General features: G+C 71.9%; 8 protein-coding genes, 1 rRNA gene and 1 pseudogene. 5 read left to right on the top strand and 5 right to left on the bottom strand.

What is annotated here, in order from left to right; genetic code table 11:
- Positions 1–204: 204 nt before the first annotated feature.
- The 4 genes and pseudogenes from FNH04_RS30415 to mtnA all read right to left on the bottom strand — a co-directional run bounded on the left by FNH04_RS30415 (position 205) and on the right by mtnA (position 5,965).
- Positions 205–2,061 (bottom strand): LpqB family beta-propeller domain-containing protein, encoded by a 1,857-nt coding sequence (locus tag FNH04_RS30415; protein WP_322724268.1) that lies wholly within the window; start codon positions 2,059–2,061, stop codon positions 205–207.
- 99 nt (positions 2,062–2,160) lie between these two features.
- Positions 2,161–4,120 (bottom strand): annotated as a pseudogene (gene mtrB / locus FNH04_RS30420) (MtrAB system histidine kinase MtrB); the annotation flags it as partial.
- Between the two features lies 1 nt (position 4,121).
- Positions 4,122–4,811 (bottom strand): two-component system response regulator MtrA, encoded by a 690-nt coding sequence (gene mtrA / locus FNH04_RS30425; protein WP_194236870.1) that lies wholly within the window; start codon positions 4,809–4,811, stop codon positions 4,122–4,124.
- A gap of 8 nt (positions 4,812–4,819) precedes the next feature.
- The gene (gene mtnA / locus FNH04_RS30430) at positions 4,820–5,965 is read right to left on the bottom strand and encodes an S-methyl-5-thioribose-1-phosphate isomerase (RefSeq protein ID WP_152788990.1); all 1,146 of its coding nucleotides are present in this window, start codon (positions 5,963–5,965) and stop codon (positions 4,820–4,822) included.
- A 140-nt stretch (positions 5,966–6,105) separates the two neighbouring features.
- Between mtnA and FNH04_RS30435 the strand changes: the two genes are divergently transcribed.
- The 5 genes from FNH04_RS30435 to FNH04_RS30455 all read left to right on the top strand — a co-directional run bounded on the left by FNH04_RS30435 (position 6,106) and on the right by FNH04_RS30455 (position 11,728).
- Positions 6,106–7,452 (top strand): DUF7847 domain-containing protein, encoded by a 1,347-nt coding sequence (locus FNH04_RS30435; RefSeq protein ID WP_152788991.1) that lies wholly within the window; start codon positions 6,106–6,108, stop codon positions 7,450–7,452.
- A gap of 109 nt (positions 7,453–7,561) precedes the next feature.
- Entirely contained in the window at positions 7,562–8,233 is a 672-nt protein-coding gene (locus FNH04_RS30440) for a DUF4129 domain-containing protein (RefSeq protein ID WP_152788996.1), read from the top strand.
- Positions 8,230–9,429, top strand: a complete 1,200-nt coding sequence (locus tag FNH04_RS30445; protein WP_152788992.1) for a DUF4350 domain-containing protein — start codon at positions 8,230–8,232, stop codon at positions 9,427–9,429. Before FNH04_RS30440 ends, FNH04_RS30445 begins: the two co-directional genes overlap by 4 nt.
- Positions 9,429–10,418 (top strand): AAA family ATPase, encoded by a 990-nt coding sequence (locus tag FNH04_RS30450; protein ID WP_152788993.1) that lies wholly within the window; start codon positions 9,429–9,431, stop codon positions 10,416–10,418. Before FNH04_RS30445 ends, FNH04_RS30450 begins: the two co-directional genes overlap by 1 nt.
- Positions 10,418–11,728: a DUF58 domain-containing protein gene (locus tag FNH04_RS30455; RefSeq protein WP_152788994.1), complete on the top strand. Its 1,311-nt coding sequence runs from the start codon at positions 10,418–10,420 to the stop codon at positions 11,726–11,728. The genes FNH04_RS30450 and FNH04_RS30455 overlap by 1 nt, the downstream gene beginning before the upstream one ends.
- A gap of 100 nt (positions 11,729–11,828) precedes the next feature.
- Here the strand turns inward: FNH04_RS30455 and rrf are convergent.
- A 5S ribosomal RNA gene (rrf, locus tag FNH04_RS30460) occupies positions 11,829–11,945 on the bottom strand.
- Between the last annotated feature and the right edge of the window lie 8 nt (positions 11,946–11,953).

Raw genomic sequence — 11,953 nt, forward strand, 5'->3', positions numbered from 1 at the left:
ACTCTTCGCAACCACCGCGGGCCGTCCCCCACACGAGCGACGCGCGCGTCCGCCGGGCCCGCAAGCCCACACGCAAGCGCCCACAGGCACCAGGGCACCAAGGCACCAGGCACCAAGGCACCAAGGCACCAAGGCACCAAGGCACCAAGGCACCAGGGCAGGTTCCCAGGAGGCTCCGCACCCCGGCCCCACCCCGCGCGGCCGCTACCCCGGATAAACCGGCGCCGACCCCTCGCCGACGACCTTCTGCCACTGCGATCCGGACGACAACCGGACGATGCCGTCCTCCGAGTGCGCCACCAGCGGCAGCCCCTCGTTCTCGGAGGCGGCGATCTCCTTCATCCCGGTGAGCGCGGCGGGCTCCGGGCCGTCCGGCATGGAGCCGTCGACCTGGACGTACCGTATCTGCTGCACACCGCGGGATCCGCGCCCCACGACCACCAGCCGGCTGTCCCCGGCCCAGGACATGGCCGTGACCTCCTCCCACTGCGGTGTCGCGGAGCGCAGTGCGACGACCGACACGGCGGTCCCACCATCGGAGTCGGCTTCCTGCCCATCGGAGTCGGTGTCCCGCTCGATCCGTCCGATGAACAGCGACCGCTTGCCGTCCTTCTCCACGATGAGCGCGATCCGTACGCTGTCCGCGGCCACCCGCACCGCCTCGATACGCCCGTCCAGCCCCGGTGTCATGACCTCCAGCGGCTCACCCACACCGTTGCGCAGGACCAGCAGCCGCGGTTTCTTCCTGTCGCGGTCGGCGACCCACAGATCGTCCCGCCCGTCCCAGCTGGGCGTCGTCAGCCGGTCGTCCTCGGTCCGGCCCTGGCTGGTCACCACCGGATCCCCGAGCGAACTGCCCGACGCCACCGACCCGACGTACAGCTTGCCGCCGTCCAGCGACACCCCGGCGGCCCGCTCCTCGTCACGCTCCACCGCGGCCGACCGCAGCTTGATGTCGCCCGTGCCCAGGGCTCCGGGCACCGGATCCGGCGACCGGTCGCTACCGTCGGCGTCCATACGGACCAGCCGGTCGTCGCCGTCGATGAAGTACTCGTGGCCTTCGCCCTCGCCCTCACCCACACCGTGCGAGGCGATGGTGGCGGCCCGGCCCTCGCCGAGCTCGCACAGCAGCCCGCCGTCCGACCGCTGCAGCTCCACCTCGGCCACGCCCGTGGGCATCAGGTCCTGCAACGTGAACAGCAACTGCGCCGCCATCTCCTTGCACCTGCCCTGCCCGACGTTGTCCGCCTTGCCGTTGAGCGGCACGACCAGCTTGTTCTGGTCGTCGGGCGTGAGCGGCCCGAGGCCCTTCTTCAAGGCCGTCCCCGAGGGGAAACTCGTCCGTGCCACGTGGTCCAGCCAGCGGGTCGGGCCCTTCAGGAGCGCCCGGACCATCTGGGTCACCGGGTCCACCTCCCTGCGCACGTAGACCGGATCGGCGACGGTCGCCAGCCGTCCGGAGGACGTGGAGGAGGCGAAGTAGTACTTGTTGACGGACCGGTAGTTGCGATGGAAGTCCGACATGCCCATCACCACGCCGGGGGGCAGGCCGTCGATACGCCACTGCTTGGTGCCCTTCACCCGCGTGAGGTGCAGGGTCCGGCTGTAGGAGTGACCGGAGGGCTCGTACGCGTGCTGCGCGTCCACCCGGGCGACCTCCTGGCCGGTCAGCCGGTACAGGATGTTGCCGCCGTCCCCCTCGGTCCCCGAGGGCGCGGGCATGGCTCTCGGCCCCTCGGCGAGGACGGTGGTGGACTCGCTCGGCTGCCACTCCGCGCGCGCCTTGCCCGCCAGGTACATGCGCGCCGTCTCGTAGTTCGGATCATCGCTGGTGAGGGCCTCCAGGAAGCCCTGCACGATCTCCAAGGGCTTGGCGTCGTCGCGCGGCGGCATCGCGTACACCCGCACCTGCGCGTCCTGCCGTGGCGTGGACTCGACACCGCGCAGATCCCCGCTGTCCGGCATCGAGGCGCACCCGGTGAGCAGAAGGACTCCGCAGCCGGCGTACACCCCCACACCCGTCAGACGCCGACGGCCGCGCCCCTCGCGGTCAGCGCCCACGGAATGCCTCCCCCTGCTCGTGCTGCTCCGTACCGTCCTGGGACGGCTGGTCCTCGGTCTCCTCCGCGTCCTCGGCCTCGTCGGCGGGCGGACGCGTCCCTCCGGTGGGCCGGGGCACCACGCGTGCCCCGCTGCCGGGCAGCGCCGTCGGGTCCGCGCTGGGCGTCGCCCCGCTCGGCCTCAGGCCTATGGGCGCCCGCACCTGTGACGTGTCCCCGGATGCCTGGGCCGGCACGGTGGCGAGCTTGCTGCTGCCCCCGAGGGGCAGACCGGCGTCGCTCAGTCCCCTGTTGCGCCGCGAGTCCTTGGGCTCGAGGGGTATCGGGGACCCGCGCAGCGGCTCGTCCGCGGTGCGCGGCAGGGTCAGCCGGAACTGCGAGCCACCGCCCGGCTCGCCCCACGCCTGCAGCCAGCCGCCGTGCAGCCGGGCGTCCTCCAGTGCGATGGACAGGCCCAGCCCCGTACCGCCGGTGGTACGCGCGCGTGCCGGGTCAGCCCGCCAGAAGCGGCTGAACACCCGGGTCGCCTCGCCCGGCTTGAGCCCCACGCCGTAGTCGCGTACGGCGACCGCCACCGCGCCGCCCGCGGCGGCCAGTTTGACCACGACGTCCTTGCCCTCGCCGTGCTCCACGGCGTTGACGACGAGATTGCGCAGCACACGCTCCACGCGGCGGGCGTCGGCCTCGGCCACGACGGGCTGCTGGTCGCCGACGACCCGGATCTGCGTGCCCTTGCGTTCGGCGAGCGGCTCGGCCCCGCTGACGACCCGCCGTACGACCTCTCTGAGATCGATCGGCTCGGCCTCCAGGGCAGCCGCGCCCGCGTCGAACCGGCTGATCTCCAGCAGGTCCGCGAGCAGCGACTCGAACCGGTCCAGCTGGTCGGCGAGCAGTTCCGCCGACCGCGCGGTCACCGGATCGAAGTCCACCCGCGCCTCGTGGATGACGTCGGCGGCCATACGGACGGTCGTCAGCGGCGTCCGCAGCTCGTGCGACACGTCCGAGACGAACCGCCGCTGCATCCGCGACAGGTCCTCCAGCTGACTGATCTTCAGTTGCAGGTTCTGCGCCATCTTGTTGAAGGCCTCGCCGAGCCGCGCGATGTCGTCCTCGCCGGTGACCTTCATACGTTCCTGGAGGCGCCCCGCCGACAACCGCTCGGCGATCCCCGCGGCCATCCGTACGGGCGTGACGACCTGGCGCACCACCAGCCAGGCGATGGCCCCGAGGAGCACGACGACGAACAGCCCCGCCGTCGCCAACGTCCCCTTTACCAGGCTCAGCGACCTCTCCTCCTGCGTGAGCGGGAAGAGGTAGTACAGCTCGTACGTGTTGCCGTACGGGTCGTTGACCTGCTTGCCGATGACCAGCCCGGGCTGTGACGCCTTGCCGGTGCTGGCCTCGTAGACGATGCGCGTGTAACTCTGCGCCGCGCCCGCGCCGTCGTCCACCTTCTCGCGGAGGGCCTCGGGCACGCTGAGGGTCGGCTCGACCCCACCGGAGGCACGCGGGCCGAACCCGCGGGTGTCACCCGCCCCGCTGCTGCTGAGCGTGACGACGTCGAACGCGCCCTGGCCACCGCTGGAGAGCGACCCCAGGGTCGTGCTCATCCATTCGCCGACGTTCTGGACCGAGTCGCCGTCCGAGTCCGGGCTGTCGTTCCCGGCGGCGATCGCCGCGCTGTCGGCCTTCTGCCCGGCGGCCGTGAAACCGCCCGTGGCCTGGCTCTGCGACGCCTTCACCTTGGCGTCCAGCAGCCCGTTGCGCACCTGCCCGATGACGACGAAGCCCAGCAACAGGACGACGCCCAACGACATCAGCAGCGTCGTGACGACGATCCTGAGCTGGATGTTGCGCCGCCACAGCCGCATGACGGGCAGCAGCGGACGGCGCACCCAGCGCATGAACAGGCGGATGACCGGGCTGCCCTGGACTCCGCCGTGCAGCAACCCGCCGTCGAGGAGGCGCCCCCAGCGGGACCCCGCCGTCTTCCGGCCGACAGGCCGCTCCGCGCGGGTCCCCGGCTGGCCGGGCGCCGAAGCGGCACTGTCACCCGACATATCAGCTTGGCCCAGCCTTGTACCCGACGCCACGGACGGTCACCACGATCTCCGGCCGCTCCGGGTCCTTCTCGACCTTCGAGCGCAGTCTCTGCACATGAACGTTGACCAGACGGGTGTCCGCCGCATGGCGGTAGCCCCAGACCTGCTCCAGCAGGACCTCACGGGTGAACACCTGCCACGGCTTGCGGGCCAGCGCAACCAGCAGGTCGAACTCCAGTGGCGTCAGCGCGATCGACATCCCGTCCCGCTTCACGGAGTGACCGGCCACGTCGATGACGAGGTCACCGATGGCGAGCTGCTCCGGCGCCGGCTCCTCCGACCTGCGCAGCCGCGCCCGGATACGGGCCACGAGCTCCTTCGGCTTGAACGGCTTCACGATGTAGTCGTCGGCACCGGACTCCAGCCCGACCACCACGTCCACCGTGTCGCTCTTGGCCGTGAGCATCACGATCGGCACCCCGGACTCCGCCCTGATCAGGCGGCACACCTCGATGCCGTCCCGCCCGGGCAGCATCAGGTCGAGCAGCACCAGATCGGGTTTCGCCTCCCGGAATGCGGCCAGCGCCTTGTCGCCGTCGGCTACGAAAGACGGCTCAAAACCTTCACCACGCAGCACGATGCCGAGCATCTCGGCCAGTGCGGTGTCGTCGTCGACGACAAGGACTCGTCCCTTCATGAATGCCATCATCCCATTAACTAAATCGTTACCTGGCGTGACCTGTCACACAGCTCGGCGAGCGCCTCAGCCGTCACGGGCGACACGGCGCCCTCCTCGGTGACGATCGCCGTCACCAGCTCGGGCGGTGTCACGTCGAACGCCGGGTTGTACGCCTGGGTCCCCAGGGGTGCCACCGGAATTCCGCCTCCCGCTTCCGCTCCCGCCGTCGGCACCTTGGGCGCCGCTATCTCCGTCACCTCGTGCCCGGCACGCTGCTCCACCTCGATGGACGCACCGTCCGGGGTGTCCGGATCCACCGTCGTCACCGGCGCGACCACGATGAACGGCACATGGTGGTACCGAGCCAGCACGGCGAGCGGATACGTCCCCACCTTGTTCGCCACCGAGCCGTCGGCCGCGATCCTGTCCGCCCCGACCAGCACCGCGTCCACCTCCCCGGCCGCGAACAGCGAGCCCGCCGCATTGTCCGTGAGCAATGTGTACGCCATCCCGCTGCGCGCCGCCTCATACGCCGTCAGACGTGCACCCTGCAGCAACGGCCGCGTCTCGTCCACCCACAGCCTGCGCAGCCGCCCCGCCCGGTGCGCCGCCAGCGCCACCGCGAACGCCGTGCCCTCACCGCCGGACACCAGCGACCCGGTGTTGCAGTGCGTGAGCACCCGGTGTCCGCCGCCCGGCAGCAACTCGTCGAGCAGCCCCAGCCCGTGCCCTGCCATACGCGCACTGGCCTCCGCGTCCTCCTGGTGCAGCGCCCGCGCCGCGGCGAGCGCCGCCTCGGCACCCTGCTTCTCGCCCCCGCCCTGGGCGAGCGCGGCCCGGTACGCCGCCCGGGCCCGGCGCACGCCGACGGCGAGGTTCACCGCGGTGGGCCGAGCGGCTTCCAGCCCGGTGGCGGCATCCTCCACGTCGAACCCGCGTGCGGCGGCGAGCGCGACACCGTACGCCCCAGCGATACCCAGCAGCGGCGCCCCGCGCACCGCAAGGGTGCGGATCGCCTCCACCAGCGCGGGCGCGTCCGTGCACACCAGCTCGACCTCCTCGGCCGGCAGCCTCGTCTGGTCGAGCAGGACGAGAACGGGACCTTCGGGAGGCTCGTCCCAACGGATCGCCGGTATTCCAGCCGGCCGGTTGTCGTCGCCGGATCGCGCGTACTGATCAGCCATCCGCCCAGTCTGCCCCCTGTCAGGCGGACAATTGAAGGTTGCCGGCCCATACGGCCCCTGCTCCCTTGCCGGACGCACCGTGGCACGATGGGCGCCAACCTGCAACCGCGACCGCGGACGGGCATCGTGAAGGAGCGACGATGACAGACACTCCGGGCTGGGCCTCGCCCGGATCCGCCCCCTCGGACGGCCAGGACCCCACCGGCTCCGGCGCCTCGCAGCCCCCGGAGCAGCCGGACCAGGGTGGCGCGAACCAGCCGGAGCCGCCGTCGAAGTGGTCCAAGGAACAGCCTCCGCCCGCCCAGTGGCCCGCTCCTGGCCCGCAGGACCCCGGTCAGGCCCCGCCACCGCCTCCGCCCGGCCCGGGCTGGGGCGGTCAGCACCCTGGCGGCCCCGGCGGTTACGGCGGTCAGGGCGGCGGCTACGGCGGCTGGGGAGCCCCCGGCTACGGCGGTCCCGGCGGCTGGGGCGGCCAGTGGGGCGGTCCCCCGCCCGCGGCCAAGCCCGGCGTGATCCCGCTGCGCCCGCTGGGAGTCGGCGAGATCCTCGACGGCGCGGTCTCCACCATGCGCACCTACTGGCGCACGGTCCTCGGCATCTCGCTGACCGTCGCCGTCGTCACGGAGATCGCGGTCATCCTGCTCCAGGGCTTCGTCCTCAACGACACCGCCGACACCGCGGCCCTCAACGACCCCGACGCCACACTCGACGAACTGACCCGGGCCATGGGCGCCACGATGGCCGGCTCGGCCGTCATCCTGCTCGTCAGCCTCCTCGGCACCATCGTCGCGACGGCCCTGCTCACCTCCGTGACCAGCCGCGCCGTACTCGGCAGGCCGGTGACCACGGCGGAGGCCTGGCGCGAGGCCCGGCCCCAGCTGGCGAAACTGCTCGGCCTGACCCTGCTGCTGCCGCTCATCGCCGCGGTGATCATCCTCGTGGGCATCCTGCCCGGCCTCCTCGTCACCGTGTCCGGAGAAGGCGACGGAGGTGCCGCACTCGCCGTCATCGGCGGACTCGGCGCGTTCGTCGTCGCCCTGTGGCTGATGATCCGCTTCTCGCTCGCCTCGCCCGCCCTCATGCTGGAGAAGCAGGGCGTCCTGAAGTCGATGAGCCGCTCCGCGAAGCTGGTGCGCGGCTCCTGGTGGCGGGTCTTCGGCATCCAGCTGCTCGCCGCGATCATCGCCAACATCGTGGCGTCGATCATCGTGATCCCGTTCGCCTTCCTCGCTGCGGCGCTCAGCGGAGACGGTGCCACCAGCTTCCTCAACGGCAGCACGTCGGACCTCGGCTGGACCTTCCTCATCATCAGCGGAATCGGCGCGGTGATCGGGTCCATGCTCACGTTCCCCATCAACGCGGGCGTCACCGTGCTGCTCTACATCGACCAGCGCATCCGCCGCGAGGCCCTCGACCTCGACCTGGCCCGCGCCGCAGGCCTCCAGGGCTACGGCACCGGCACGCCCGGCCCGACACCGGGGGGCTGACGGCGTGACGGGGGGAGTTCTCACCGCGGCACTGGCGCTGCCGCACACCGGCCCGACGGCCGTGCGGTCGCTGCTGCGTACCGGCGGCACGGCCGTGCGGGCACTGCCGATGTCCGACGACGCGCCGCCGCTCACCACACCACGCGACCCCGCGCGCGAGGCGGCCGAGCGTGAGCTGGCCAAGCGGATGTACCACGAGAACGACCCCAGCTGGTTCCAGCGCGCCCTGGACGCCTTCTGGGAGTGGCTCGGCAAGATCTTCAGTGCCGCGTCGTCCGCCACCCCGGGGGGCGCGCTCGGCCTCGTCGTGATCGTCCTTGTGGTCCTCGCGCTCCTCGGCGCGCTGTGGTGGCGTCTGGGCACCCCGCACCGCACGCCCACATCGTCCGCCGCCCTCTTCGACGACCGCCCCCGCAGCGCCGCCGACCACCGCGCGGCCGCCGAGACCCACGCAGCCCAGGGCCACTGGAACCAGGCCGTCCAGGAACGCATGCGCGCCATCGTCCGCTCCCTGGAGGAACGCGCCCTGCTCGACGCACGCCCCGGCCGCACCGCCGACGAGGCGGCCTCCGAAGCGGGCCGTACGCTCCCCACGCACGCGGACCGACTACGCGCGGCCGCCCGTGACTTCGACGACGTCACATACGGCGGCAGGTCGGCGGGCGAGGAAACATACCGCCGTCTCGCCGCCCTCGACGACGACCTGGAGCGCACCAAGCCCGTGCTGACCAGCAGCGCCCACAGCACGGCCCACAGCGCCCGCCAAGGGGCCGGCGAATGACCATCGAGGCCACGCTCCCGTCCACATCCGACTCGCCCACCGCCCGCCAGGTGTGGACCCACACCCGCGGCATCGTGCTCGCACTGGTGGTCCTCGTGGTGGCGGCCTTCGCGATCGCCTCGGTCCGCTCCACCTCCCAGCACGGCAGGCTCGACCCGCGCTCCGCCGACCCCCACGGCAGCCGCGCGGTCGCCGAACTCCTCGACGACCGGGGCGTGTCCACCCGGGTGGTGACCACCCTCGGCGAGGCCCGCGCCGCGACCGGCCCCGACACCACCCTGCTGGTCGCCGTCCCCGACCTGCTGACCGACCGCCAGCAGACCCAACTGCACACGACGACCCAGGGCTCCGGCGGCCGTACCGTCCTGGTCGCCCCCGACGCCCCGTCGGTCGGCACCCTGGCCCCCGGGGTGAGCGCCGACCCGGCACTCAGCTACGACTCGACGCTCTCCCCCCGCTGCGACCTGCCCGCGGCCCGGCGGGCGGGCACCGCCGACACAGGAGGCGTCCGCTACCGCACGACCGCCCCGGGCGCCGACTCCTGCTATCCCAGCAACGGCCTGCCCAGTCTCGTACGGCTCCCGGCACCCGAAGGGGACGGCGACACCATCGTGGTCGGCGCCCCCGACATCCTCCACAACGACAGCCTCGACGAGCACGGCAACGCCTCGCTCGCCCTCCAACTCCTCGGCTCGCGCCCCCATCTGGTCTGGTACCTCCCCTCGCTGTCCGACAACGAGCTCACCGACACCGGCGAGCAAGACTTCCTCGACCTGCTCCCCTCGGGCTGGCTCTGGGGCACCCTGCAGCTCTTCGTCGCCGCAGCCCTGGCCGCCCTCTGGAGGGCACGCCGACTGGGCCCCCTCGTACCCGAACGTCTCCCCGTCGCGATCCGCGCCTCCGAAACCGTCGAAGGCCGCGCCCGCCTCTACCGCAAGGCGAACGCCCGCGACCGCGCGGCCGCCGCCCTGCGCTCCACCACCCGCACTCGCCTCGCCCCCCTCGTAGGCATCCCCCTGGCCCGGGCGCACACGCCCGAGGCCCTGCTTCCCGCGCTGTCCACCCACCTCCGCGACCGCGGAGAAGGACAGACCCTGCACACCCTCCTCTTCGGCCCGCCACCCGGCGACGACGCGGCACTGATCGCCCTCGCCGACCAACTCGACGCCCTCGAAAGAGAGGTACGCCGTCCATGATGGACCCGACCACTGACAACGCCGGTCACGCCGGGGACCCGGGCGCCGCCCGCGCCTCCCTGGAAGCCCTGCGCGCCGAGATCGCCAAAGCCGTGGTCGGCCAGGACCCCGCCGTGACCGGCCTCGTCGTCGCTCTCCTCTGCCGCGGCCACGTCCTCCTCGAAGGCGTCCCCGGCGTCGCCAAGACCCTCCTCGTCCGCGCCCTCGCGTCCGCCCTCGAACTGGACACCAAGCGTGTCCAGTTCACCCCTGACCTGATGCCGAGCGACGTCACGGGCTCGCTCGTCTACGACACCCGCACCGCCGAGTTCTCCTTCCAGCCCGGCCCCGTCTTCACCAACCTGCTGCTCGCCGACGAGATCAACCGCACCCCGCCCAAGACCCAGTCGTCTCTCCTGGAGGCCATGGAGGAACGCCAGGTCACGGTCGACGGCACCCCGCGCCCGCTCCCTGAGCCCTTCCTGGTCGCCGCAACCCAGAATCCGGTCGAGTACGAGGGCACGTACCCCCTCCCCGAGGCCCAGCTGGACCGCTTCCTCCTCAAACTCACCGTCCCCCTCCCCTCCCGCCAGGACGAGATCAACGTCCTCACCCGTCATGCAGAGGGCTTCAACCCACGCGACCTGCGCGCCGCCGGCGTACGCCCCGTAGCGACCGCCCAAGACCTGGAAGCAGCCCGCGCCTCAGTCGCCAAAACCTCGATCTCGCCGGAGATCACCGCCTACGTCGTGGACATCTGCCGCGCCACCCGCGAATCCCCGTCCCTGACCCTCGGCGTCTCCCCTCGCGGCGCCACGGCCCTCCTCGCGGCCTCCCGCGCCTGGGCCTGGCTGACGGGCCGCGACTACGTCATCCCGGACGACGTGAAGGCACTGGCCCTGCCGACCCTCCGCCACCGCGTCCAACTCCGCCCGGAGGCCGAGATGGAGGGCGTGACGGCCGACTCGGTCATCAACGCGATCCTCACCCACGTCCCCGTCCCCCGCTGATGGCACTCACCGGACGCGCCGCCCTCCTCGCGGCCCTCGGTTCCCTCCCCGTCGGCATCTGGGAACCCAGCTGGACGGGCATCCTCGCCGTGAACGCCCCCCTGGCCCTGGCCTGCGCCTGCGACTTCGCCCTCGCCGCGCCCGTACGCCGCCTCGGCCTGACCCGCTCCGGCGACACATCGGCACGCCTCGGCGAAACGGCGGACGTCACCCTCACGGTCACCAACCCGTCGAAGCGCCCCCTGCGCGCCCACCTCCGTGACGCCTGGCCGCCCAGCAGCTGGCAGCCCGGCACCGAGGTGACCGCTTCCCGCCACCGCCTCACGGTCCCTCCGGGCGAGCGCCGACGCGTCACAACCCGGCTCCGCCCGACCCGCCGCGGCGACCGCCAGGCAGACCGGGTCACGATCCGCTCGTACGGCCCTCTCGGTCTCTTCACCCGCCAGGGCAGCCACAGGGTCCCCTGGACGGTGCGCGTCCTGCCCCCGTTCACCAGCCGCAAGCACCTGCCCTCGAAACTGGCCCGCCTGCGCGAACTCGACGGCCGCACCAGCGTGCTGACCCGAGGCGAGGGCACGGAGTTCGACAGCCTCCGCGAGTACGTCCCCGGTGACGACACCCGCTCCATCGACTGGCGCGCCACGGCCCGCCAGTCCGCGGTCGCCGTACGCACCTGGCGCCCGGAACGCGACCGCCACATCCTCGTGGTCCTCGACACGGGCCGCACCTCAGCAGGCCGCGTGGGTGATGCCCCCCGACTGGACGCCTCCATGGACGCCGCACTGCTCCTGGCCGCACTCGCGTCCCGCGCCGGCGACCGCGTGGACCTCCTCGCTTACGACCGTCGGGTACGCGCCCTCGTCCAAGGCCGTACGGCAGGCGATGTCCTCCCATCACTGGTCAACGCGATGGCCACCCTGGAGCCGGAACTCATCGAAACGGATGCCCGCGGTCTCACAGCCACAGCACTCCGTACGGCCCCGCGCCGCGCCCTGATCGTGCTCCTCACCAGCTTGGACGCCGCACCGGTGGAAGAGGGTCTGCTTCCGGTACTGCCTCAGCTCACGCAGCGCCACACCCTTCTCGTGGCCTCGGTGGCGGATCCACACGTCGCACGTATGGCGAGTGCACGCGGCAACCCACAGGCCGTGTACGAAGCCGCCGCCGCGGCACAGGCCCAGGCAGAACGCCACCGCACAGCGGACCAACTGCGCCGACACGGAGTAACAGTCGTCGACACGACCCCGGACGATCTGGCCCCCGCACTCGCGGACGCCTACCTGGCGTTGAAAGCAGCCGGCCGCCTCTGAGGCGTTTCAGGGGTAGGGCGGGACCCCTGAAAAAGCCTCCTGGAATCAGGAAAAACAGAAAGGGCCCACACCATAAGGTGTGGGCCCTTTCTCAAGAATTGTTCGGCGGTGTCCTACTCTCCCACAGGGTCCCCCCTGCAGTACCATCGGCGCTGTAAGGCTTAGCTTCCGGGTTCGGAATGTAACCGGGCGTTTCCCTCACGCTATGACCACCGAAACACTATG

It is taken from the genome of Streptomyces phyllanthi (assembly GCF_009377205.1).
Taxonomy (GTDB): domain Bacteria; phylum Actinomycetota; class Actinomycetes; order Streptomycetales; family Streptomycetaceae; genus Streptomyces; species Streptomyces phyllanthi.